At 35.8% G+C, this 25,697-nt stretch carries 25 protein-coding genes and 1 tRNA gene; 6 read left to right on the plus strand and 20 right to left on the minus strand.

All coding sequences use genetic code 11. The features are described from left to right. Positions 1-230: 230 nt before the first annotated feature. Both H9L01_RS00595 and H9L01_RS00600 read left to right on the plus strand, forming a co-directional pair. A complete protein-coding gene (locus H9L01_RS00595) occupies positions 231-1,082 on the plus strand; it encodes a sialate O-acetylesterase (RefSeq protein ID WP_187534028.1) in 852 nt (283 codons plus the stop codon). A gap of 2 nt (positions 1,083-1,084) precedes the next feature. Next, on the plus strand, positions 1,085-1,585 hold the full coding sequence (locus H9L01_RS00600; RefSeq protein WP_187534029.1) for a PadR family transcriptional regulator: 501 nt from the start codon (positions 1,085-1,087) through the stop codon (positions 1,583-1,585). 194 nt (positions 1,586-1,779) lie between these two features. Here H9L01_RS00600 and H9L01_RS00605 read toward each other — a convergent pair whose 3' ends face one another. From H9L01_RS00605 to H9L01_RS00620, 4 genes are all read right to left on the minus strand, one after another. Next, complete coding sequence (locus tag H9L01_RS00605) at positions 1,780-2,226, minus strand: hypothetical protein (protein WP_187534030.1); 447 nt, start codon at positions 2,224-2,226, stop codon at positions 1,780-1,782. A 764-nt stretch (positions 2,227-2,990) separates the two neighbouring features. Beyond that, positions 2,991-3,073 (minus strand) — tRNA-Leu (locus H9L01_RS00610). 161 nt (positions 3,074-3,234) lie between these two features. After that, the gene (locus H9L01_RS00615) at positions 3,235-4,305 is read right to left on the minus strand and encodes a hypothetical protein (RefSeq protein ID WP_187534031.1); all 1,071 of its coding nucleotides are present in this window, start codon (positions 4,303-4,305) and stop codon (positions 3,235-3,237) included. Positions 4,306-4,371: 66 nt separating this feature from the next. Continuing rightward, positions 4,372-5,601, minus strand: coding sequence for a DUF349 domain-containing protein (locus tag H9L01_RS00620; protein WP_246449088.1), 1,230 nt, complete (start codon positions 5,599-5,601; stop codon positions 4,372-4,374). Positions 5,602-5,837: 236 nt separating this feature from the next. On the opposite strand from H9L01_RS00620, the gene H9L01_RS00625 reads away from it, so the two are divergent. Genes H9L01_RS00625 through pcp form a run of 3 tightly spaced genes read left to right on the plus strand, consistent with a single transcriptional unit; the run spans position 5,838 to position 8,140 of the window. Continuing rightward, complete coding sequence (locus H9L01_RS00625) at positions 5,838-6,527, plus strand: DUF969 domain-containing protein (RefSeq protein ID WP_187534033.1); 690 nt, start codon at positions 5,838-5,840, stop codon at positions 6,525-6,527. Beyond that, on the plus strand, positions 6,527-7,483 hold the full coding sequence (locus H9L01_RS00630; protein WP_187534034.1) for a DUF979 domain-containing protein: 957 nt from the start codon (positions 6,527-6,529) through the stop codon (positions 7,481-7,483). The genes H9L01_RS00625 and H9L01_RS00630 overlap by 1 nt, the downstream gene beginning before the upstream one ends. A 15-nt stretch (positions 7,484-7,498) precedes the next feature. Then, complete coding sequence (gene pcp, locus H9L01_RS00635) at positions 7,499-8,140, plus strand: pyroglutamyl-peptidase I (RefSeq protein WP_187534035.1); 642 nt, start codon at positions 7,499-7,501, stop codon at positions 8,138-8,140. Between the two features lie 85 nt (positions 8,141-8,225). On the opposite strand, the gene H9L01_RS00640 is transcribed toward pcp, so the two are convergent. After that, positions 8,226-12,626, minus strand: a complete 4,401-nt coding sequence (locus tag H9L01_RS00640; protein WP_187534036.1) for an endo-beta-N-acetylglucosaminidase — start codon at positions 12,624-12,626, stop codon at positions 8,226-8,228. Positions 12,627-12,836: 210 nt separating this feature from the next. On the opposite strand from H9L01_RS00640, the gene H9L01_RS00645 reads away from it, so the two are divergent. Then, the gene (locus H9L01_RS00645) at positions 12,837-13,316 is read left to right on the plus strand and encodes a hypothetical protein (RefSeq protein WP_187534037.1); all 480 of its coding nucleotides are present in this window, start codon (positions 12,837-12,839) and stop codon (positions 13,314-13,316) included. Between the two features lie 29 nt (positions 13,317-13,345). Here the strand turns inward: H9L01_RS00645 and H9L01_RS00650 are convergent, their stop codons facing one another. The 15 genes from H9L01_RS00650 to H9L01_RS00720 all read right to left on the minus strand — a co-directional run bounded on the left by H9L01_RS00650 (position 13,346) and on the right by H9L01_RS00720 (position 25,676). Then, positions 13,346-13,606: a metal-sensitive transcriptional regulator gene (locus tag H9L01_RS00650; RefSeq protein WP_187534038.1), complete on the minus strand. Its 261-nt coding sequence runs from the start codon at positions 13,604-13,606 to the stop codon at positions 13,346-13,348. Positions 13,607-13,676: 70 nt separating this feature from the next. Beyond that, on the minus strand, positions 13,677-13,988 hold the full coding sequence (gene trxA / locus H9L01_RS00655; protein WP_187534039.1) for a thioredoxin: 312 nt from the start codon (positions 13,986-13,988) through the stop codon (positions 13,677-13,679). Between the two features lie 85 nt (positions 13,989-14,073). Then, complete coding sequence (locus H9L01_RS00660) at positions 14,074-14,742, minus strand: potassium channel family protein (RefSeq protein WP_187534040.1); 669 nt, start codon at positions 14,740-14,742, stop codon at positions 14,074-14,076. A 10-nt stretch (positions 14,743-14,752) separates the two neighbouring features. Continuing rightward, the gene (locus H9L01_RS00665; RefSeq protein WP_187534041.1) at positions 14,753-16,105 is read right to left on the minus strand and encodes a TrkH family potassium uptake protein; all 1,353 of its coding nucleotides are present in this window, start codon (positions 16,103-16,105) and stop codon (positions 14,753-14,755) included. Then, entirely contained in the window at positions 16,102-16,497 is a 396-nt protein-coding gene (atpC, locus tag H9L01_RS00670) for an ATP synthase F1 subunit epsilon (protein ID WP_187534042.1), read from the minus strand. The genes H9L01_RS00665 and atpC overlap by 4 nt, the downstream gene beginning before the upstream one ends. 5 nt (positions 16,498-16,502) lie before the next feature. After that, the gene (gene atpD / locus H9L01_RS00675; RefSeq protein WP_187534043.1) at positions 16,503-17,888 is read right to left on the minus strand and encodes a F0F1 ATP synthase subunit beta; all 1,386 of its coding nucleotides are present in this window, start codon (positions 17,886-17,888) and stop codon (positions 16,503-16,505) included. Next, positions 17,888-18,670, minus strand: coding sequence for a F0F1 ATP synthase subunit gamma (locus H9L01_RS00680; RefSeq protein WP_187534044.1), 783 nt, complete (start codon positions 18,668-18,670; stop codon positions 17,888-17,890). The genes atpD and H9L01_RS00680 overlap by 1 nt, the downstream gene beginning before the upstream one ends. Beyond that, a complete protein-coding gene (gene atpA / locus H9L01_RS00685; protein ID WP_187534045.1) occupies positions 18,663-20,183 on the minus strand; it encodes a F0F1 ATP synthase subunit alpha in 1,521 nt (506 codons plus the stop codon). The genes H9L01_RS00680 and atpA overlap by 8 nt, the downstream gene beginning before the upstream one ends. Then, positions 20,176-20,709 carry an ATP synthase F1 subunit delta gene (atpH, locus tag H9L01_RS00690; protein ID WP_187534046.1) on the minus strand — a complete coding sequence of 178 codons (534 nt, stop codon included), beginning with the start codon at positions 20,707-20,709 and terminating at the stop codon, positions 20,176-20,178. Before atpH ends, atpA begins: the two co-directional genes overlap by 8 nt. Beyond that, positions 20,693-21,205, minus strand: a complete 513-nt coding sequence (locus H9L01_RS00695; RefSeq protein ID WP_187534047.1) for a F0F1 ATP synthase subunit B — start codon at positions 21,203-21,205, stop codon at positions 20,693-20,695. Before H9L01_RS00695 ends, atpH begins: the two co-directional genes overlap by 17 nt. A 29-nt stretch (positions 21,206-21,234) precedes the next feature. After that, a complete protein-coding gene (gene atpE, locus H9L01_RS00700; protein WP_187534048.1) occupies positions 21,235-21,471 on the minus strand; it encodes an ATP synthase F0 subunit C in 237 nt (78 codons plus the stop codon). A 19-nt stretch (positions 21,472-21,490) separates the two neighbouring features. Next, positions 21,491-22,168: a F0F1 ATP synthase subunit A gene (locus H9L01_RS00705; protein WP_187534049.1), complete on the minus strand. Its 678-nt coding sequence runs from the start codon at positions 22,166-22,168 to the stop codon at positions 21,491-21,493. Next, a complete protein-coding gene (locus tag H9L01_RS00710; protein ID WP_187534050.1) occupies positions 22,165-22,458 on the minus strand; it encodes a hypothetical protein in 294 nt (97 codons plus the stop codon). Before H9L01_RS00710 ends, H9L01_RS00705 begins: the two co-directional genes overlap by 4 nt. 301 nt (positions 22,459-22,759) lie before the next feature. After that, the gene (locus tag H9L01_RS00715) at positions 22,760-23,497 is read right to left on the minus strand and encodes a polysaccharide deacetylase family protein (protein WP_187534051.1); all 738 of its coding nucleotides are present in this window, start codon (positions 23,495-23,497) and stop codon (positions 22,760-22,762) included. Position 23,498: 1 nt separating this feature from the next. Then, positions 23,499-25,676 carry a Tex family protein gene (locus tag H9L01_RS00720; RefSeq protein WP_187534052.1) on the minus strand — a complete coding sequence of 726 codons (2,178 nt, stop codon included), beginning with the start codon at positions 25,674-25,676 and terminating at the stop codon, positions 23,499-23,501. Positions 25,677-25,697: the final 21 nt, after the last annotated feature.

Consider the following 25,697-nt stretch of genomic DNA (forward strand, 5'->3'; position numbering starts at 1 on the left):
TATCCTTTTAGGAACTCTATCCCTAGTATTTGTTGAATGCACATATATGTATGAAATGAATATGTTTCTACTTATATATATTTTATCATGATGAAGTATTCTTACAGTGAGATTTTGGTGAGAATACAGAAAATAGAACAGTTTTTTTATCTGCTATAGTTGTATTCCGCTAGACTATTACTTCGATAGTGTTATAATATTTTAGTCTAATTAGACTACGAGGTATATATATGAAAAAATCAATCCTAATTGTAGGACAATCAAACATGGCAGGACGAGGCTTTATTAATCAAGTTCCTGAAATCACAGATGAACGAATATACATGTGGAGAAATACTCGTTGGCAAATGATGAATGAGCCCATCAACTTTGATCGTCATGTTGCCGGTATCGGACCATCAGCGTCTTTTGCAGCAGCTTGGCTTCTTGATCATCCTGAAGACGAGATTGCAATTATTCCTTGTGCAGAAGGAGGTAGTACTATTTCAGAGTGGCAAAGTGACCAACCACTCTTTACAAACGCAATCACCCAAACTAAAGTTGCACTTGAGAATACAGAACTCGTCGCAATTTTATGGCATCAAGGAGAAAGCGATAGCCACAGTGATTTATACACTAATTATGAAAAGAAACTCATTGATGTTTTAGAATCATTTCGATCTCAACTCAATCTACCAAACATACCGATAGTAATTGGAACGCTATCTGATGAACTTGGGAAAGCAGGGTTTGGAATGAGCTGTACTCAATCTGAAAAGATTAATGATATTATCGAAAAAGTTGGGAACAGCATCCCTTATGTTGGACTTGCATCTGCAGAAGGTTTATCTTTAAATCCTGACGGAATTCATTTAGACTCAGTGTCGCAAAGAGTTTTTGGTATTCGATACTATCAAGCATATACAAAGCTAATGAATTATTCAAAGTCATTAGCTAGCGAAGCTGCGATACTTGAAGATATTTACTCGAAAATGCCAACACAAGCAGAAAAAATGAATAAACTGAATACCCAATTTGCCCTTGGTAAAATTTCAATCGATACATATATGGAGTCTTACCAAAGCATCAATCAAGGAGAATAACAATGATTCAATTACTTATCTTAGGTTTACTGTTGAAGTATCCAAATACTCATGGCTATGAACTAATGAAGATAATGGACCAAAGACACTATAAATACATAGTTCAATACACAAAAGGTTCTCTCTATTATAATCTACAAAAAATGAATGAGAAGGGATTCCTTTCTGGAACCCTTGATTCCAATGATCCGGAAATCACTTACTTTTCGGTGACACCTAAAGGTGAACAATTGTTCTCGGAGTTAATGGATAAATACGGAAATATATCAGAGTATGTCAATTTATCCTTTTATACTCCAATGCTTTTCAACGAGTTAATTCCTGAAGAACACTACCATTCGTATATTAACTCTCAGATTAGTCAAATAGAATCAAAAATAGTGAATCTGAATCACGCATTAGAAGATGTGAATACTTTAGATCCTAAGTTTCGTTTGATGCTTGAAAATTCACGGGAACACCATAAGGTAAATCTAAAGTGGTTTAAATCCTTATTATATTAAAATAATTGAAGTAAAATAAAAAGAACCAAAAATCAAATTCTGGTTCTTTTTTTAGTCTTGTTACTGCTTTGTATAAAAAAAACATAACCTTTTGGGTGATGTTAGTTTAATTTTATTTGGTGCGGATACAGTAGGAATTCTACAAATAATGTTATCTGGGTTTCTAAACTTTGATAATCGTAAAAAAGGATTTATCAATTACTTTCCAGAAAATCTGTAAGTGATGTAATCAACAGAGTTAAATATGTTTGATCCATACCTCGTATAAACAAAATTTTATCTTCTCCAGAAAAATTACTATTTATTCCATATCTAATAATTTGCATGTCTAATTCAATATTTCCAAGGTTGCCTACACTAGACACTTTAAGCATCACATCATTATCATAAAAACCGTTATTTAAATGAGCTTCACCATTCAAGGTAGAATATAAACTTTTAAGGGAATCTAAAAATGTAATAAGGTTATATCTGTAAAATTCTAACTCTAAATCTAGTTTATAGAGGTCGGATTTGAGTGAGACATTCATAATATAATTTGAAGTAAAATTATTTGGGGTGTATTCATAATTTTTAATTGTCTTAACTAAAACAAATTGTAGGTATTCATTATCATCTTGTAATATAGTGAATTCGTTCATTGGGTGTCACCTCCTGGCAGCAGTTATGATGAGTTTATTAGGATAAAACCTACCTTAGAATAGTAGTACCTTTTTTACGTAGTTCAGTAAGTAGAATGAATTATACATATCTATGAGCTTGCACATCTTAGTAAGCCTTGTAAAACAGCACATCCACTTGAAACAAATTTACCCGTTACAATATTACTTCTGTAATAAAGATACGAGTAACTAATATTTCTTTGTAGGTTTTTATCCATGAAGTCAAAATTATTAATGACAAAGTAATTAACTTCTTTGCACTGTAGAAGATGCTGATTTTCAAATATGTAGTCCCATATCTCCGAAACATACTCACCGAGTAGCCTAAGTATGTACGGAATAACGAATGGATAATCTGCTATTATCTGTTTGTCTAAAATTTTTCTTAGGTAACTGAATCTAATAAACCCATTTTGATGTCGTGTCATCAGGCACCAACCAATAATTTGTTCGACTTTGCACGTATATTTGAACTCTTCTGAGGATTGATACCCTAACCGATACGGAACTACACATTGAACTCCATTATCATAATAGGGACTAGGATAATCAAAAATCCGTATATTATTCAAATCATTGTAATAGTTTTTATTAAAATTTAGAAAATTTTCCCATTCAGATTTCGATAACGATACGAAAAATCTATTTAATTTACCTTCCATATTCTGATGTTCTCCTTAGTTTCATCATATCAACTAATCAAATAAAAAACCAATCTTTTTAGATTGGTTTAATTTAAATTATGGTGCGGGCGAGAGGACTCGAACCTCCATGCCGAAGCGCTAGATCCTAAGTCTAGTGTGTCTGCCAATTTCACCACGCCCGCAAGTATTTCTTAATGCTTATTGATTATATCAACCTTAATAATAAATATCAATAGGTTTTTCATAATTCTTTATAAAAAGTTAAATATTATGATTATCAGCCCTATTTACTCATCAAATAAGTGGATAGACAGTAAAAAAAGAAGAGTTTTTTCAACTCTTCCTAGGCAAGTTCATCTTTTAATATATTCATGATTTCCCGTTCCATCTCATTCTCAAGAATAAAAGGATACTCTGCTGCAACAATTTCAAAATGTTTGTAGAGTTGATCATTCAGTTCTCCATCTTGAACATAAGACTTAAGATAAAGATACCTAACAATTTGCGGAGAGTACATAACACCGTTTATGTATCGTTTTAGCTGTTCTGTTTCTTCAGGAACTTCTTGGCTCATTCGCATCTGTAGGTAGTTGATTTCAAGTTCTAATTGCATCCGATAAACATATGGAATTCTTACATCAATCCCTTGGAGTTCTTTGAGATGAATTAAGCACTCGTTCCAACCAATTTCCAATCGTTTTTGGTAAAGATAATAATAGTTGACCAAAAATGCATAATAGTTATCCACTAAATCAATAGGATAACTTCTAAATTCGAAGGAATGACTGCGATCAGAAAAATCAAATTGCTCCCGATAAAATCCGGATAGTTGTACATAGGCATCGCGAGCCTGAATGCTTCTTCTTAAGGTTCGTACTGCTTCAGTATCGTTTATAAACAAACCATGCGGTACAGCGTTCACAAACAGCACTACCAGCCCCATAATGATAAATATAACCAATATGAGTTGCTTCATCATATCAAGGTTGGCATTCAAAACAATCACTGTCAGAAATAATGTCAGTATTCCGTTCGCAATGTTCCCACCTTGTAGATACAAGGTATAGGGTAATTCATCCAACTCCACATCAGGAGTTTTCATAATACATTGCCCATTGATTCTTGGTACATGGTATCTCTTGAACTGAATTCCATATTCAGAAGAAACCATAACCCAATTTAATAATTGAATCGATGTAAATTCATACCCAGATATTACTCCAAAAATATAATGTCCGAATTGTCGTACTACTATTTGAACCATGAGTACCAAAGCGCTTAAGATCGTGACAACGATAAACATAGGTACAAAAGAAAGCTTTAAAACAGGAGCGTACCGAACACTTGCCCATGATAGTGCTAAAGCAATACAGCTTACAATCACCACGCGTAAACTTACTTCTTTAAGTTTCATTTTCCCCCCTATGTAGACATAATTAAGAATATAAAACTCCTAAAAACTAATTTAGGAGTTTCATAATTAAGAAATGTGGAATAGTTCTTTTGAGTAGCGATCTAAATCATCTGCATACTCATCAAGTTTTTTCTCATTTTCTTCATAGCTAGCTTTTAATTCTGCAATTTCTGCAGCAAGTTCTTCTGAATCACTTTCTTCGAATTGTCTTTCTAAACTTGTTAGTTTAATTTTGACTTTTTCGTTTAAGTTTTCAAGAGCTGACATACGCACTTCTAAAAGCTCTACTTCATTTTCGAGTTCTTCGCGGCGTTCTTCAGCAGTTTTTAAATCTCTATTCTTAATCTTGAAATAGAATTCATCTTGAAGCGATTTGAACTGACTCCAAAGTTTTTCTTCATGTTCACGACCACTGTGACCAATTGTTTTCCATTCTTCGAATAATTTATCCATTTCTTCTCGAACTGTTTGTGGGTTAAATGATTCCACAACTTTTTCTGCACTTGCGACGATTTCAGCTTTTTTATTCTTAGCTTCATCATGTGTTGCACGAAGTTCTTCAAAGAAGTTTCTTTGATTTTCGTAAAAGTGTTGACGTGATTCATTGAATCGTTCCCAAAGAGCATCTTCGTAATCACGACCCGCAAAACCAGCATCCTTCCAACGTGTCATTAAGTCACGCATTTCTACAGAAGTTTTCTTCCAGTCAGTACTATCTTTTAAAGCTTCTGCTTCTTCAATAAGTTTTTCTTTTACTTCACGAGTTTCTTCTCGAGCTTCTGCTAAGTTTTCAAAATGTTTTGAACGTGAATCAAAGAATACATCATTGATTGCACGGAACTTTTCCCAAAGCTCTTGATCGATATCTTGACCAGCAAAGCCAGCTTCTTTCCAACGACCTTGTAATTCTTGTAGGTATGTAGCTGTCTTGTTCCATTCTTTCGAATCTTTAACTTTTTCAGCTTCTTGAATTAATTCTTTTTTAATTTTTTGTGCTTCATCAATACGTTCTTGACGTGTTTCATAAAGTTTAATTGCGTGATTAAAACGCTCTTCTAATTTAGGATCAATTCCTTCTGCTGATAATGAGTTCCATTCATCCTTGATAAAATCAAGTTTTAAATCATCTCCTGTACTCATTAGACTATAGACTTCTGATATTAATTGATTTTGACGAGATTCTTCAACTGAGGCGAGACTTTCCCAACCGAAATGATGATCGGAGATTTCAGGTTTTGGTGAATCTTCAACTTCTACCTTTTCCTCAATCTCGTTATTTTTTTCTTCGTTAACCATAAGCACCTCTTTCTATAAACTACTACTAGCTCTATTTTAACACATATAGGATAAAAATTAAGATATTTCCCTCATAAAATTTCCAATACCTCTTGATTTTCTTGGTTTCATGTTTAATAATTGAAAGTTTGTTAAAAGAATTTCAATTCCACTTACAACTTATCAGTTCTTCAAGTTGTCACTCTTCTTGTTTTGCTATATAATGTGACTTATATATTTTGAAAGGAAAATTTATTATGGTAGATTCTGTTAATCTGTGGTTACTGACCGGAATTGTAATAATCGTAGTTGGTTTTGCACTTAAACTCGATTCTCTTGCAGTTGTCCTGGTAGCCGCTATCGTAACGGCATTAATTGGGGGAATGTCGTTCATGGAAGTAGTTGGAGTTTTAGGAGAAAAATTTGTTTCTCAACGTGGTCTTACAATCTTCGTATTAACCTTACCGGTGGTTGGGTTGTGTGAGCGATACGGACTTCGTGAACAAGCTGTTAAGTTAATTCAAAAGATGAAGGTACTTACAGCAGGACGTGTTATCTTTGTTTATCAATTGATTCGTCAATTTGCTGCTGCTGGATCCCTTCGTTTAGGAGGACATCCACAATTTGTTAGACCTTTAATCCAACCTATGGCTGAAGGTGCTGCTGTTCAATCACGTGGAGAAGATGATTTAACAGACGATGAAAAAGATGAAATCAAAGCTGCTGCTGCAGCATCTGATAACTACGGTAACTTCTTCGGACAAAACTTGTTCCTATATAGTAGCGGAACTAACTTGATCGTTGAAACTTTAGTAGCTGCAGGCTTTGCTGTTACTAACCGTGGTATCGCAATGTGGTCAATTCCTATCTTTGTTTGCTCCTTAGTATTTGGAGGCGTTCAAACAGTATTACTTGATCGTCGTTTAGCTAAAGGAGGTAAAAAATAATGAATTTTTGGACATTATTTTTAGAAATCTGGTATATCTATATCGGACTTATATTTATTGTGAGTGGTATTGATGCATTTAAAAACGTAGATGATAACCGTAAGTACGGTGCTTCATTATTCTGGTTCATTCTTGCATTCTTATTTATGGTAGGACCTTATGTTCCTAAAGAAGTTAACGGATTCCTAGTATTAGGACTTGGTGTTCTCTCAGCGTTTAAAGTTGTAAATATCAGTAAAATTGAAATGATTCCTGATCGTTTCAGACAAACTTCATCGGATCGTATCGGTCTCGCAATCTTTATTCCATCACTTATCATTGCTCTCGGTGCTGTAATCTTCTCAATGGTTTTACCAGGCCTTGCTGATCCAGCATTAAAAGTATCTGATTCAGTCTTTGGATATATTGCGATTGGTTTATCTGCATTCTGTGGATTAATTGCTGCTCTTATTATTACAAAAGCTGGCCCACAAGACGCTGTTAAAGATGCAAGTCGTTTAATGCGTACCATGGGTTCATTCAGTATCTTGCCTCAACTTCTCGCTGGTTTAGGAGCAATCTTTACATCAGCTGGTGTTGGACAATTGATTTCAACATTAATGAGTAATGTTATTCCTAACGGCTCTGCACTTGCTGGAGTTATTGCATATTGTGTTGGTATGGCAATCTTTACTATTATTATGGGTAATGCATTTGCTGCCTTTGCTGTTATTACAGTCGGTATTGGTATTCCATTTGTATTCTCACAAGGTGCAGATCCAGTTATTGCTGGTGCACTTGCGATGACAGCAGGATTCTGTGGTACATTGTTAACACCAATGGCTGCGAACTTTAACCTGTTACCGGCAACACTTCTTGAAACAAAATCACAATATACTGTGATCAAGTACCAAGCACCATTTGCAATCGCATTATTAATTGCACATATTGTATTAATGTATTTCTTAGCATTTTAAAGGAGGAAATAATTTATGAAAGTATTAATTACAGGTTTTGATCCATTTGGTGGAGAAGCAATGAACCCAGCTTATGAAGCTGTGAAACTCCTTCCAAATACAATTGAAGGAGCTGAAGTTATTAAAGTTGAAGTTCCTACAGTTTTCGGAAAGGCGATTGATGTCTTAGAAGAAAACATGACTAAGTATCAACCCGATGTTGTAATCTGTGTTGGTCAAGCAGGTGGTCGTTTCGGCGTTACTCCAGAACGTGTAGCAATCAACCAAGATGATGCACGTATTAAGGATAACGAAGGAAACCAACCGATTGATGAAACGATTCGTCTTGACGGTGAAGGTGCTTATTTCTCAACACTGCCAATTAAAGCAATGGTAGAAAACATGAAAGAAGCAAAAATTCCTGCATCAGTATCTAATACTGCAGGTACCTTCGTATGTAACCACTTAATGTATGGACTTATGTATTTAATTGATAAAAAGTTCCCAGCAACTAAAGGTGGCTTCATTCACGTTCCATTCGCAACAGAACAAGCTGCACAAAAGGTTAATATGCCTTCATTAAGCCTTGAAGAAATTGCGAAAGGTTTAGAAGTAGCAATCGCAACTTCAGTAACTGTTAAAGAAGATGCTAAAATCCAAGGTGGCGCAATTTCATAATTCATTAAAGACTTGATTTACTTCAAGTCTTTTTTTATTTGAAAAAGCTAGAGTTAATATAGACACTCTAGCTTTTATTTATATATTAATGTTTTTCATGTTTCTTTCGTGTTTTAAACATTACCGCAGAAAGTCCTAACATTGTAATCATAGAACCTAGTGCTAAATTTCGATTGCTATTTTCCATACCTGTTTCCGGAAGTTTTGTTTCACTTCCATCATTTGGTTTAACTGGATTTGTCGGATTTATAGGCTTAGTAGGTTCCGTCGGTTTTGTTGGTTCTGTTGGGTCAGTTGGTTTTGTAGGCTCTTTTGGATCTTCTTTTTTAACTAATCCATCTATAGCATTTGTCAACGATTCAATTGCATTTTGAACATCTTGTTCCGTGCTGATTGTTCGTGCTTTGATGCTGTATAATTCATTATTTTTCTTTAACTTAGATGGAAGATTATTAAGAACGTTTTCACCATTTTTGATTGCTTCTTCAAGAACAAGAATTGTTTCTGGCGTGTATGTTTCACCATCAATCAAACGTGCTTCCTCAAGCTTTTCTTCGAGTTCTCTAACTGAATTCTCGCGTGGAATTGTGATGTCGTCAAGACTATCAATGGCTAACTTCAATGTGCTATATGCCTCATTAACCTCGAGTTGTGTTGCTTCCAAATCATCTCTAGTTTTTAAGGCACTTTGCAATGCTTGAGTATACACTGCAAAACTATCTTTCGAATACTGAGCTTCCAAATATTCATTGTTATCAATGAGTGCCTTCAAGAGTGTCTTGTTTGCATTCAATTTCAATTTAAGAAGCACTTCATCGATTTCAGAAACAATCATATCCACTTCATCTTGTGTGGATTGATCATTTTCTAAAACATCTGAGGCTTTTATAAGTGATTCATCAATTAATTTTTGAGAGACAGGTGTATACAGTTCTTTATCCAATGCTTTAATTTTTTGAATCGATGCGACAAGATCCTTCTTATCAACACTGTCTTCTTTGACTTCAAGAGCGCTTACTGCTTCTTCAATGTTTGTTATTGCGGCAGTGAGTAATGTCTCATCGTTGCTATTATTTTCTAATAGTACTTTTCCCTCATTAATTCTCGTTTCCAATTTGGAGAAGCTCTCAACACTATACTTAGACTCATCTAGTTTTAAAGTATCATTAATAATATTTTGAAGCATCATTGATAACTTATCCGCTGATGGCAATAAGTTTTCGACAGCTGTGTTCAAACTCTGTAGAGCTTCGGTATATGTTTTATCTGTAACAGCTGGATTTTTATGTACAAGTGATACTGCCTCTAAAACCTCTGATAAATGGCGATATGATTCTGAGTTGTACTCACCTTCTTTGAGTTGTTTAACTTCATAGATTCTACGTCCCAACTCATTGTAGTTTTCATAATAATTTAAGTTGATAATCTTTTCATTATCTTGATCTTTAACTACTGAAAAATCAATCGGTTTTTGATCATAGTATATACCAAGTGGTAGTGATGTAAAGGAAAGCTGATAGTCACCAATAGGAAGATTAAGTGTAAGACCCGAGTCCGAGGTTCCTCCTTCACTTCGTACCTTACCGGAACTGTCAATTATGTCATACGTTGCATTAAGTCCCATACCCTCTGCATACACATGAATATACATGGATGCTTCAACTAGAGGTAGAGACATTACACTATTCTTACCACTTTCATCTAATTCTTCTCTTTGATTTGTTACATAAATTCGTTCGCCAAATTTATTGAAATCAATGTCTTCTAGGATCGTATTTCCATCTTTTTCAACTTCTTTTTCATAAATCGGCGTTTCTGAAGCTATGCTATCGTAAAGACGAACTTTATCACCTTTCTTTAGCTCATTGATATTAATCGTATTTCGTTCAAAGTCAGGTTTAATGTGGAATTGTGGAATCATCGGTGTTTTCGCAAATCCACTATTAAACATTTGCCATTCATAAATTCGGATTGCTCCCCAAGGAGATGTTCCTGAATTTGTAATATTAAGTTTCCATTCCTGTGCAGTGATGGGCTCATCCAGCAAGACATCTGTGACTGCTTTAGTATTACCTTTAATATCTTTCGCTATTTTCCAAACACCATTTTCATCTTTATAGTTTAAGGAAAAGTCTACAGTATTCATATTGTTGGCCTCTCCACCATACTCAGCATGTTCAACACGCCAACGAGTAACCGTTTCTGGTTGTTTTAAACGAATTGAAAGATATCCTGATTTTTTATTAGTTGCCGTCCATTTACTGTTACCTGTTGCTGTTCCATCAAGTGCTTTCCATCCTGGCTCTGCTGCATTTTCAGCTGAAACCTCTGTTATTTCAGCATTGAGTGCCAAGTTTTCAGGTTCGAATACTTCATTTATATCGCTTCCGTCCAATGCAACATCCCAGTTGAAACTAACATCAGTTCCCTTAGAACGTTGTTTATGAGCATCAATGGACTTAACACGAAGTGTTGTGGTATTACCATCCATTGCGTTCTCATTCGTTCTTGTAATTTGATCGGCATAAAAGACAGTATTCGTTGTTGATCCTAGCAGTACTTCTTTTCCATCTTTATTTACTTGATAAATTTCATAACTTTGCGCATCTCTAACATCGCTCCAAGATATTCTAGCACTTGCTTCTCGGGAGTTAGAAAGTAATTTTTCGTCAACTGAAACAGACTTTGTATTTGAAATCTCATTCATTTCTTTACCAACTGTTAGCTGACCAAGATTGATTGACAAGGATTCACTTTCCTGTGTCCTAACTCTGAGACTTAGTGCATAGATTTTCTTACCTTCATGTTCAGATAAATCGATAGAACTCGTACCCCAATTTTCATCACTACTTATTTCAAAATAGGTTAAGTCCTTCTCTTTATAGTCTTCATCAAATGCAACGCCTACTTCAAGAACACTGGTTGTATTTCCTTTGGTTGTGAGGTTTATCTTAGTGCCTGATTCCACATCCAAGTTTGTGCTATAAAGCATTACATCATTAATGCTTCCTGCCTCAAGGTTTCCATTAAATTGAAGTGAGTTTCCACCATTGTATGCATCATTAAAATCGTAAATTACATCCAATCGTGTTCCAACTGGATCTTTAACCCACCAACGCCATGTAGGCATGATATCCTGCACCGATCGATAGTTCCAAGTTCGATCACGTACCACATCACCTTCTGCAAACCATTTTCTTCCATGACCTGCGTTAAAACTTGTTCCAAACTTAGTTCCTGAAACTGTAGATTTATCTGTTACAAAACGAGACATCCCTACCCATTCACCATCATCGCCCGTAATACTTGGGTCTCCTTCGGGTCCGGTATAGAGTATCTGTTCATGTTTAAAGAATGACTCTGCACTTTCAGCAAATCCCATGGTAGAGTTTGGTGCATACAGGGCAATGGAAGATAGAATTTTTCCATCCTCACCAATTAAGTTCTTAGTTTGAATGCTCGTTTTATAGCTATTTTGTTGAATTTCAAATCCTGCATATGCATCGTATGGATCTCTGTCTAAAGTCTTAGACATAAAGTCATGTGTTGACTTGATACCACTTTTGCTCCAATTAAAGTTCATAAAAAATTCATCGACAGCATAATTGCCATTTCCATCTTTTTTTAGCCAAATATCATTTTGATTGTTTACTGCATTTTGATGGCTTACACTCCCACTGTTTGCCATAGCATCATACCAACCGATATTTACTGGATATCCCATCTCACGTGATTTTGTGCGTAGGTATATTAACATATCTTTAATTTCATCTGCTACTTTAGCATTTGACCCAAATGATTCTTGGTTGAAGAAGTAGCCATCAAAACCATAGTACTCCGCTATTTCTATCATTTTATTTGCGACAACATATTCCCCATTTTCGTCCTTCATTGACATTCTTTCTAATTCAGCTAAAGAATCATAATGTCCTGATCCCCATGGAAAATGAAGTGTTGCATACACAGGCACGCCATTTTTATGAGCTGCATCGACAATATCTGGAGAAGGAATAGCAAATACACCTTCTTCTGAACTCGCCCAATAGATCATTGAATCAAGATATTGCCAGTTATCAAATGCATAGACGTTAAAGTCTTCTCCACCTGTAGATGGTGTTTTATCATGATTTGCATTAGAGATTGCTGCAGATGTAATTTTCGCTTTAGGATTTGCAAGTTCATTTACTTGAGTTCCTTGGAATCGACTTTTATTTAATGGAACAGTCGATCTGTTCAACTTAGCATCTGGATCTTTTTCTGGAGTCCACTCTAGTAGCGTCTTAACTCTGAATGCAGGTGCAACCGGTTGAAGTGATGTACCATTAACATAATTTTCATTAACTTCATCCGTACCATCACCGTCAATCGCAGCATGAATTGTTAATCCATTTCCAACAAATCCTAACGCCAACGATACAGTTGTGATACCAATACACACATTACGAAAAATCGATTCTTTGAATCGCTGTTTTTTGTTTTGTTTCATATTTTCTCCTAATCATTATTGTGGGATATTGCTTACCCATAGACAGTAAACGCTTACAGTACTATTATATATTTATAATAGAATTATCGTAGTGAGAAACTATAGGAATTTGGATACATACTATAGATTTTATTTTTCATCATTATTTATGAGCACTATTCTCTTAACAATATACCCCTCGTGGTATAATCGTCACAAAGAGGTGATGTTATGTTTGAATATGCGTTAACCATGATTCCAAGTAAACGAAAGCATTGGATCTTATTTACATTATTTTTCTTGTTTGTCTATACACTGATTGATTCATTCAATATGTCTTATAGTGCAATGGCATCTGAATACAGTGTTACCTTAGTAGTTGTCAATATATTACTAAATATATTAATGAGTATTCTCTCAGGTCTTCTGATGACTCTCAGTACTGTTATGGCAACGATTTATGGTCATGAAGGAAAAGGACAAAATATGGGTTTTCTCTCAATTGTCTTTGGCATTCTAACGTATGGTTGTACCCCATGTGTGATAGCCTTCTTTGCTTCCATTGGTATTTCATTCTCAGTGGTTGCTTTACCTTTGGCGGGTCTTCCTTATAAACTAGTGTCACTTGTATTAATTATTTTAGGTTTAGTATATATTCGCTATGAAATGAAGAAGCCATGTCCCATAAGAAAAGAGGAAGTTCCAAACTAGGATCTTCCTCTTTTTAATTATAAGTTATACTAACGTGACTTCACAATCAACTCTACGGCTTCTTCGAGAGCCTCTTGGCCATCAAGTCCTTCGGGAAGGGTATCAATGCAATCTAAAAGATTGTTGATGCCAATTAGCTTTACGATTTTATCGATACTAGAGCGCACAGCGGTAACTTGAGCGAGAACATCCTTACAGTCCTGTCCTTCCTCTATCATCTTCGTAACGCCACGTAATTGGCCCTCAGCACGGTTTAACCGATTAATTATCTTTTTCTCATCACAAATCATGACATTGCCTCCATAAAAGTTATTTCTTCAAGATTATTGCATGCAAGGCATGCGATTGCAAGAAGGTCTTTTAAATCTTACTTTCAAGATATTGTTTAAGAGCTTGTTTTGGTTGGAAACCTTGAATCTTTTCTACAGGTAATCCATCTTTAAATAAGATCATTGTAGGGATACTCATAATACCGTATTGTTGAGCAATGGCTTGATTCTCATCAATATTAACTTTCTTGATTTCAACTTTACCTTCAAGTTCTGTTGAGAGTTCATCAAGTACAGGTCCTAACATACGGCAAGGTCCGCACCATTCTGCCCAGAAATCAACGAACACATAACCATCTTTTGTTTCTTCATTAAAATTTGCATCTGTAATATTTTTTATCATAAGACATCTCCTTTACACTTATATTATACCCCTAACCGTATAAAAGTTAATTAATATGCTCAAATAAAAAAAAGAGGACAAGCCTCTAATTTTCATCTAAATTATTAAAGCGTTCTAAATCAGCTTCTTCAACTAATACAAAGAAGAGATCGCCATCTTTAACGATGTAATCTGGATCAACCATAATCTTTAAACCATGAATGTCTCCACATTTTAAAGCAACGATATTAAATCCGAAATCTTGACGAAGATTTAAATCACTAATCTTTTTACCTACCCAGTTTGTAAGAGGATGAATTTCTGCAATATTGTAGTTATCATCAATTCTAAACGCATCAATAATACTGTGTTTAGCAATTTCATTTCCAAGACGTTTACCCATCTCTACTTCCGGTAGTACAACACGGTCTGCTCCTACTTTTTTAAGAACTTCAAGGTATTCCGTATTCTTTGTTTTCACAATGACATGCTTCACACCTAATTTCTTAAGATTCAGAACACCCATGATTGTATCCTCAAGACGTTCTCCTGATGCAACAATTCCAATATCTGCTTGAGCTACGTCTGCGGCTTCTAAAACTTCATATTTGGTAAAGTCACCCGATACACAATGATCAACATGCCCTGCAACCTCTTCAACACGTGCCATTTTTTGATCGATGGCAATTACTTCAACTTGGTGTCGTGCTAATGTTTTCGCAACGGATGCACCAAAGAGTCCTAATCCTAATACTGCTACTGTTTTATTAATCATATTTTTTCTCCTAACCTACCAAGAGATTTCCTTCTGGGTATCTAATTAATGGTTCTTTCGGTTCGCTCCTACCACCAAATGATAGGAAGAATGTCAACAGTCCAATACGTCCTGCAAACATTACAATTATTAGCACAATTTTACCAATGGCTGTAAGATCAGGTGTTAATCCCATTGTTAATCCTACTGTACCAAAACACGAGAATACTTCAACTAAGACGTATTCAATACCATATCTCTCAGGTATTGTTTCAGTAATCAAGAGTATCAATGAAGCTCCAATTACAACCATAAGTCCAATGAATACAATCATTACGGATTTCACAACACGATCTTTAGGTATTTTCCGATTTTGGAACCGTGGTTCTTCATCATGCAGTTTTCCTTTAACGTAGAGGAAGATGGTCGCAACAGTTGTTACTTTAACCCCACCACCTGTTGAACCAGATGACGCTCCAATGAACATTAAGATAATCGTTACAAAGATTCCCATTGAGGATACCATTGCATAGTTCACATTAGCATAACCTGCTGTACGTGGCGTTATCGCCATAAACAAATAGTTCACTAGCTGTAAATGAAGCGGTAAGTCTGCGAACGTTCCATTACGACTTTCGCTAAGCCAGAATAATAAGAAACTTGCAAATAAGATTGATAAAGTTGTTACCAATGTTAGCTTCGTATGCATTAAAAGTTTTTTATTCTTTTTATAGTGAAGTAAATCATGCCATACAATAAATCCAAGTCCACCAAAGACGATTAAACCACCAATCGTTAAGATAACGAGAGGATTTTGTGTAAAGCCTTCTAAGCTGTTTCCAAACAAGTCAAATCCTGCATTACAGAATGCAGAGATTGCATGAAATAGTGAGAAGTAGATTCCCTTCCAAAGTCCAAATCGTGGAATGAAATCAATTGAGAGCAAGATTGCCCCGATTAACTGAACTGTTAGTGAGAATTTGATAATATATCGAATTAAATACTGTGAATCTGAGAGTTTTTCTGAGTTAATGGCATCCTGCAGGATTAAACGTTGCTTCAAGCTTAGTTTTTTACCTAAGAACACAAAGAACATTACAATCACAGACATGAATCCCAATCCGCCAATTTCAATCAGTGTAATAATTACCGTGCTACCAAAATAGTTCCAGTGTGCGGCTGTGTTAAGTGTTACTTGACCTGTTACACAAACAGCAGAAGTCGCTGTAAAGAGGGCATCCAAAAAGGGTGTCCACTCGCCACTGCGACTTGCGATTGGTAAAGATAGTAAGATTCCACCGATTAGGATTGTCATTGCAAATCCTAATGCAATATACTGGGGAATCGATAGTTTTTTAAATTTTCTTTTTAATGTTTTAATCATTTCTTTAGCCTCAACCTCGATAGCGATCGCTTCATGGCTAATTCAGCACGTTTAAAATCTACATGATCTTCATAATGTTGACCATGGAGTCTTTCTTCAGCACGCTGTTTTGCTTTTTCTGCACGCTCGAAATCAATCTCATCCCCACGTTCGATTGATGTAATAATCAATGTACCGCAATTATTCTCAAAAGTAAACATCCCTTCTGAAATTGCATAATCAACGCGTTCATTATCTTTTTTAAGATACATATTCCCAATTTCCAAAGGCATGACTAGAGGCATGTGATTTGGAAGTACGGTACGTTGACCATCTGTTGTAGGAAGTGTTACTGATGATACTTGAATTTCATCATAAATCCCATGCGGCGTTACTATTTTTATCTCGAACATAGTCATTACATACTTTCTGCTTTTCGATAGACATCATCAATCGTTGCGGCAAATAAGAATGCTTGTTCAGGGATATGATCCGCTTCTCCATTAAGGATTGCTTTAAAGCTACGGATTGTTTCACTAATTGGTACATACGCTCCTTGAATTCCTGAGAATGTCTCAGCAACGAAGAAGGGTTGTGATAAGAAGTTACGAATACGACGTGCGCGATTAACAGTAAGTTTATCTTCTGCACTCAATTCATCCATTCCTAAGATTGCGATAATATCTTGAAGATCTTTATATCTTTGTAATATTTTTTGAACTTCAGTTGCAACATAAACGTGATCTGCTCCCACGACATCTTCTGATAGAAGACTACTGCTTGATTCTAATGGATCAACAGCAGGGTAGATACCCAATGCAGCAATGTTACGATCAAGAACCGTTTTTGCATCCAAGTGCGTAAACGTAATAGCGGCAGCAGGGTCTGTTAAGTCATCCGCAGGCACATAAATCGCTTGAATGGATGTAATCGATCCTGATTTTGTTGACGTAATACGTTCTTGAAGTTGTCCCATTTCAGTAGCAAGTGTTGGTTGGTATCCAACTGCTGATGGCATGCGTCCAAGAAGTGCGGATACTTCAGATCCAGCTTGTGTGAATCGGAAAATATTATCAATAAAGAGTAACACATCCTGTTTGTTATTATCACGGAAGTTTTCAGCCATGGTAAGCGCTGATAACGCAACACGCATACGTGCTCCTGGTGATTCGTTCATTTGGCCATATACCAATACTGTGTTATCAAGAACTTTAGCATCCTTCATTTCATGGTATAAGTCATTTCCTTCACGAGTTCTTTCACCAACACCCGCAACAACGGATAATCCTGAGTGTTCAATAGCGATATTATGGATTAACTCTTGCATAAGAACAGTTTTCCCAACTCCAGCCCCTCCAAAGAGACCAATTTTACCACCTTGTGGGTATGGACAGAGTAAATCAATAACTTTAATTCCTGTTTCTAAAACTTTATTTGTTGTTTCTTGATCTTTAAATGCCGGAGCTTCACGATGAATTTCATGATACTCAACACCTGCAGTGTCAAATGGCATTTCATCAATCGGTTCACCCAATACATTAAACATACGTCCAAGTACTTCTTTACCAACAGGTACTTGAATCGCATTTTCTGTATCTGTGACCTCAATATCACGTGAGAGTCCGTCTGTTGGTCCCATGGCGATACAACGCGCAAGGTCATTACCAATATGCTGTGATACTTCTAATGTAAGACGTTGTCCCTCTTTTTCCACAATCAATGCATTATTAATTTTAGGCATTCGATCTTTTTCAAAGCGGACATCGACAACAGGTCCAACAATTTGTACAATTCTACCTTTCATTATGAAACCTCCATTCCTGATACTATTTCAGATATTTCTTGAGTAATTGCTTCTTGTCTAATACGGTTATATTGACGACCTAAATCATCAATCATATCTTGAGCACTATCTGTTGCTTTTTCCATAGCAATCCGTCGTGTTGTATGTTCACTTACTTTTGAAGTAAGAAACGCAAATCTCAATAATGAAATCAACGATACTTTTTTGAGTAACATTGTAACTTCATCAAAGTTTGGTTCGTAAATAACATCATCACGCATTTGATAGTTTGCAGTAGATAACTCATAGAGATGAAACTCCATCGTCATCATATTTACATACTCAGGAACTACCGCAACAATTTGATGCGTATCCAAATATTCTGAAATAACTTTGATTCCTTGATTAACATTAAAGTGCTCACTTGATTCCATTTCATTGATTACTTTCAAATCTAAAGATTGTAGTGTTTCAAAGTTTTGGGTTCCAAGTACATAAGCAAAATCTCCATCTTGTGAAACTTCACGTACTTTCTTAAGAACACCTTGAGAATAAGCAGAACACAATCCCAAATCAGGCATAACAATAAAGTATAACTTGGGTAAAGACGATATTTCCCCTTCATCCGCAGTCATAAATGAATCTGAGATTTCATGAACGGCATTATAGTAATCCTTGAAAGAACCCAATTCATTTTTGTATCTTTGTAATTTACTTAAAGATACTAATTTCATAGCTTTTGTAATTTTTTGAGTCGAAGAAATTGTTTTAATTCGTTTCTTTAATGCAGATGTATTAGGCATGCTCTGCTATTTTGAAACTCTCTAATTCATTTTCGACTACTTGCTTGATGTCTTCGACCAATGCATCATCAAGAACATAGTTTTCTTTGATACGATCCAAAATATCTTGATGTGACGCTTCAAAGCGTTTATGCAAGAATTTTTCGAATGGTGCAACATCCTTCACATTAAGCTGATCGAGGTATCCATATTTATTTAAGAACATACTGATGATCATTAATTCATGAGAAATCTTTGTAAGAGCACCTTGTTTTAAGAGTTCTGTAATACGGTGTCCATGATCAATTGCTTTTTGTGTTGTTGGGTCAATATCAGAACTGAATTGAGCAAATGACAAGAGTTCATGATAGGTAGCAAGTTCAAGTTTAAGGGATGAAGATACTTGCTTCATTGCCTTAGTTTGAGCCGCTGATCCAACACGTGAAACTGACATCCCACTATCTACAGCAGGTCTCATACCGCTATTGAATGCATCAAGATTTAAGAATAACTGTCCATCGGTAATTGAAATAACATTTGTTGGAATATATGCTGAGATATCTCCAGCCTGTGTCTCAATAATAGGAAGTGCAGTCATCGAACCGCCGCCATATTTTTCATTGAGTTTCGCACTTCTTTCAAGAAGTCTTGAATGTAAGTAGAAGACATCACCTGGGTAGGCTTCACGGCCTGCAGGACGTCTAAGTAATAATGAAATCGTACGATAAGCTACTGCATGTTTTGATAAATCATCATACACAATCAGCACATCATCACCATTATCCATCCAATACTCTCCCATTGCACATCCTGTATAAGGAGCAATGTATTGAAGTGGTGCAAGTTCACTTGCTGTACTTGAGACAACAACTGTATAATCAAGTGCATCATGTTCTTTCAGTTTTTCCACAACCATCGCAACAGTTGAAGCTTTTTGACCAATTGCAACATAGATACATTTTACGTTTTGTCCCTTTTGATTTAAGATTGCATTAAGTGCAATACTTGTTTTACCAGTTTGACGGTCACCAATGATTAACTCACGTTGTCCTTTACCAATTGGAATCATGGCATCAATAACTTTGATTCCAGTGTGTAACGGTTGGTTAACGGATTGGCGTGTCATAACCCCTGGCGCAACGCGTTCAATCGGTCTCACAGATACCGTGTTTAATTCTCCCATACCATCGATTGGTTGACCCAAGGCGTTCACAACACGACCTAACAGTGCATCACCAACACCCACTTCGATAACATGGTTTGTACGATAAACAGTATCCCCTTCTTTAATTGAAGTATCACTTCCTAAAAGAACAACCCCAACTTGATTCTCTTCAAGGTTTAAAGCTAAACCATAAACATCGTGATCAAATCGAAGCATTTCTCCAGATAAAACATCATTTAACCCTCTAACAAAAGCAATACCGTCTCCAACTTTAAAGACTTTACCAATATCCTCACTTAAAGTATCAAATTTAACATCTTTAATTTGTTCCTTAAGTCTTTCAATGATGTTTTCTGTTGAGTTATTCATTCGCAAACCCTCCATAACTTAGAATCTGATCAAGTTTTCCTTTTATACTTGTGTCATAAATATCATTGTTAACAGAAACTACCATTCCCTTGATCAATTGAGAATCGAGTTCATAGCTAACTTTATAACGACCTTGATATTTCTCCTTAAGAGATTTTAACAAGGTTTCTTTTTCTTTATCATTCAGTTCTCGAGAACTTCGAACATCCACAATCATGAGTAATTCATTATCAATAAGTAAATCTTGATAAGAACTTACAATCCGTGAGAAATCACGAACCATGTTTGCTTCATTCAATATCTTCAAGAAATGAATCGTTTCATTTGAATAATATGTTTCCAAGAACTTCCAAACAGGTTCTAAAACTTTATCATTAACAAGCGTCAATGATAAAGTCTTGCGAACATCTTTATCTGCTAGAATTTCTTCAATTGATGAAAGTTCATCAAATATTTCAAGTTCACGTCCTTGTTCATGTGCAACTTCAAAGAGAGCCAGTGCATACGTCTTAGTGCTGATGATCATAATTGCGAAGCTCCTTTTGGAAATCCGGAATTAAGGTATCAGAATCAATGTCTTGATCTTCAAGAACTTTTTGATTAACGGACACTGCTGTTTCTAATAGATATTGCGACATTTCTTTGTAGAACATTTTCTTGTCTTGTTCAAAATCTTGTTTCAATTGGTTTTCTTGGCGTCTGATTTCATCTTGCGCAGACTCCACGATTGCTGCTCGTTCTTTTTCAGCTTGAGCAAGCATCGTTTTTTCAACTTCTTTTAGTTTATCCATGGCTACGACATATGCTTCATCGGATTGTTCTTTTATACGTAAAGATTCCTCTTTAAGTTTTTTAGCTTCATCCATTTCTTCTTCCATAACCGTTGCACGTTTATCTAAATACTTTTGAACGGGTTCATAAAGATATTTACGATACATTAAATAGATAACAAAAGTAGCTCCCAATTGAGCAAGCATTGTTGCTATTTGTGGAAATAACTTTTCCGCAATATTTAAATCCATACAAACCTCCTCTTAATTAATATTTTTTACTAGAATACAAAAATTAATAAGAAGGCAATCAACATACCGTAGATAGCAGCTGTTTCCGCAATCCCAGCACCTAAAATTAACATTGAACGAATCTTGCTTTCAGCTTCTGGATTTTTACCAACTGCTTCAACTGCTTTAGCTGCTGCATAACCTTGTCCAACTGTTGAGAAAATACCTGTCATAACTGCGAGTGCTGCTGCAATCGCTACTAAACCTTTACCTACACTTACATCCATTTTAAAATCCTCCTATATGTTATTCTGCGTATTCTACCGCAATCAAAATTGATGTTAAAGAAATAAATATGAACGCCTGCAAGAATGCAGAGAACATATCAAAATATAAATGCAATACTGGAGCTACTACAACTCCAATAAAGTTAAATCCACCAATAAGTGGAACAAAGCTACTGAGCCACGCTGTGAAGGTGTACAGTAACGTCATAATAACCGTTCCCGACAATACATTCCCAAATAAACGAAGGGACAAACTGATTAAAGGTGCAACCGTACCAAAGAAGTTTGGAATGACAAAAGGGAAGAATGGTTCAAAAAACCCTTTGAAATAACCCTTAATACCATTTTGATCTATCTTGGCATGTTGTATTAAACAAAACGATATAATCGCTAATACCAAAGTTACCGAATAATTACTTGTAGGTGATTGAAGACCCAGAAGTCCCATCATGTTTGCAAGTAAGATATAGATAAACACGGATCCAATATAAGCCGACATTCGTTTCCCATGTTTTTCACCCATGTTTTGAACCGTAAAATTATTGATAGTTTGAACAAACAAGATTGCCTTAAGAGCAAGACCCTTTGGCTTTTCTTTGAGCTCCAATCCTACCAATTTTTTATTCATCGCTTTAAATAGAATGAAGAGAAAGATTGTGAGAATTAAAATTGAGTATACTTCTTTTTGTAATTTCATACACCCTCCTCTTTTTTAAAGATGCCTGTAACAAATAACAAGAAGCGATCTGCCACATAGGCTCCTGCAATCGCATAGGGATTAATAACTTGTGGAAACATAAACGCCAATAACAACGGTAACCACAGAATTATAAATACAAATACAATGTAACTCACATATTTTTTAACTGAGAAATTTTCACCCGACAATAATACGGTATAAAATTTCTCTCGGAAATATCCGAGTACTAGAAGGCAAGACCACCCTAATAGCCACCCTAACGCCAACTTCCAATCGACAATAATCATAGGGATTAATCCTACAATTATGAGTCCATATTTTATTTTTTTCGTAAGCTACACCTCCCTACATAAAAAAAGACTGCCCCCGAATTCCAATCCTATTTGATAGACCGAACTTCGAACACATGTCCGACTTCTCATAAAATTTATGAATACAATAGAATACTATCACACAGAATGCCCTTATTCAAGAATTTTCCCTATGATAACACTTACTTTTCATCATTATTTCAACCACTATAATAAGGATAGAAAAAACTTAAGATTTCTCAATCCTTTTCCACATAAAAAATAGAGGCTTAAGCCTCTATTTTACAAGATCGATAAATTGTTGGTGTGTAATTTTATAAGCAACAACATTTCGATTTAATTCATAGCGATTTTCATCTTTATTGTTTTTTCCGGAATTTGTTGTGAAAGCAAATTTAATATTTGACGTTTCAAATATTTTAATGACATTTTCATCATAAAATCCAAAGGGATATGCGAACACTTCTGGATAATCAACGTACTTGCTGCATTCCTCAAGATCGCGCAATAAAGTTTCTTTATCTGTTAATTGAATGATTCCCTTAGCACCTGCACGCTCATGTAAGACATCGGTATGATTACAGAATTCAAAGACATCATGCATCTTTGTCAATTCACTTTGAGACATCACCTTAGAAATGCTCGCATCAAATTCTGAAGGTTCTTCATGCAACCAGCCACTAACAACAAACATCGCTGCATGTAAATTATAGTTCTTTAGAATTGGATACGCATAGTGATAAACTGACTGAAACGCATCATCAAATGTCAGAAAAACTGACTTCTCAGGGAGTTCTTTCTCCCCTTCATAATACGCAATCATGTCGGAAACGCTCATAAAATAATAGTTTTCATCTACCAGATACTTAATTTGATCTTCAAAATCTTGGACGCGTGTAAAAAGTGGCAAAGGTAGAATGTCTGCATATTTGGAGGCAACATCAATATGAGATGCTTTCGAGTCATCATAGTGATCATCACGAAATTCGTGGTAAACAAGTGTTATAAAACTCATCTTATTGTGCCTGTTGTGCATCATTGATCATTGAGAGTTGAATGCGTTCTTTCTTCAAATCCGCTTCCATTACCCAAACAGTTACGATATCCCCAACTGAGACAACATCTGTTGGATGTTTAACAAACTGTTTGCTTAACTTAGAAATATGTACGAGTCCATCTTGTTTTACACCGATATCTACAAAGGCACCGAAATCCACAACATTACGTACCGTTCCTTGCAATTCCATACCTGGTTTTAAATCTTCCATCGTAAGAACATCCGAACGAAGAAGTGGTTGTTCCATGTCTTCACGCATATCTCTACCTGGTGCTAATAGCGCATCCAGAATATCTTTCAATGTTTCTTTACCGACTTCGTATTGAGTACTTAATTCATTGAGAGAAAGGCCTCGTAGTGTTTCATTGGTACTTTCACTTCCTAATGTGTTCACATCAATACCATGATCTTTTAATAGTTTTTTAGTCATTGCATAACTTTCGGGGTGAATTCCGGTACTATCAAGAATGTTTTCCCCACGAGGAATTCTCATAAATCCAATAGCTTGTTCATACGATTTAGGTCCCAGTCTTGGAACTTTTTTAAGTTGTTCACGTTTGGTAAAGGAACCGAGTGATTCACGTTCCGTTACAATATTTTGTGCTGTAGTTTTAGTAATCCCGGCAACACGTTCCAAGAGTTGCGGGCTTGCAGTATTAACATCTACCCCAACCTTGTTAACGGCAGTTTCAACTACAAAGTTCAATTGTTCTTTTAGTTCTTTTTGAGCAACATCATGTTGGTATTGTCCTACTCCTACTGATTGTGGATCAATCTTTACAAGTTCCGCTAACGGATCTTGCAAACGACGGGCAATACTTACAGCAGATCTTTGTTCAACTTGCAAATCCGGGAATTCATTTCGCGCTGTTTCACTTGCAGAGTATACAGATGCTCCTGCTTCATTAACAATGACAAAGTGAACGGGTAATCCCGCATTTTTAATTTGGTTTGCTACAAAGACCTCAGATTCACGGCTTGCTGTTCCATTACCAATTGCTACCATGTTGACATTAAACTTCTTCACAATATTATTGAAGCGAACACCCGCTTCTTCACGTTTGGCACGTGGTGCTGGCTCGTGTGGGTAAATAACATCAATATGAAGTACACGTCCCGTTTCATCAACAACAGCCAATTTACATCCAGTACGGTATGCCGGATCAAATCCCAAGACTGTTTTTCCTTTTAAAGGGGCTTGAAGTAACAGATTATTCAGGTTCTCCCCAAAGATATGAATCGCTTGTTGATCCGCTTTTTCAGTTAGCTCATTACGAAGTTCCCGTTCAATGGCAGGTTTAATAAATCGTTTATAACTGTCCTCATACGCTGCGACCACGATGGGTGTACATGGAGAATCTTGTTTCTTGCCTACAATTTTATGATTGAAAAAACTTAGAATGTGCGTATCATCACATTGAATTTCAACTTTCAATACATTTTCTTTCTCAGCACGGTTTAATGCAAGGACACGATGCGATGCAATCTTATCAACAGGGTTACTGAAATCATAGTACATTTCATAGACACGACGCTCATCCAATGTCTCATCTTTTAGTTTTGAAACTACGTGTCCATTTGAATACGTATATTTACGAACCCATGTTCTAAAGAGTGCATCATCGCCAACACTTTCAGCAATAATTTCATGAACACCTTCGAGAACTTGTTCACGTGTTTCAAGTTCAAATTCTTCGCTAAGATATTCATCAAGGGTATTTAAATTAAATTCTTGAGGTAATGATAAAATTTCTAAGGCGAGTGGTTCAAGACCTTTTTCTTTCGCAATCGTTGCCTTGGTACGACGTTTTTGTTTGTAAGGACGATAAATATCTTCAAGCTGTTGAAGAACAGTCGCTGCCGCAATTTCTTGTGCAAGTTCTTCCGTAAGTTTTCCTTGTTCATCAATAAGACGTACAATTTCTTCTTTTCGCGTACGTAAGTTTTCGACATATTGGTAACGTTGAGAAATGGTGTTTATTTGCACCTCATCCAAACTTCCGGTCATTTCTTTACGATAACGGGCAATAAATGGAATGGTATTACCATCTTCTAATAACTGTAATACCGTTTCGATTTGATGTCGTTTAAATTCTTTAAGTTCTACTGTTAATAAATCAATACTTTGCTTTTCCATAACATACCTCTTTCCTATCCA

This window comes from Erysipelothrix inopinata (genome assembly GCF_014396165.1).
Lineage (GTDB): Bacteria > Bacillota_I > Bacilli_A > Erysipelotrichales > Erysipelotrichaceae > Erysipelothrix > Erysipelothrix inopinata.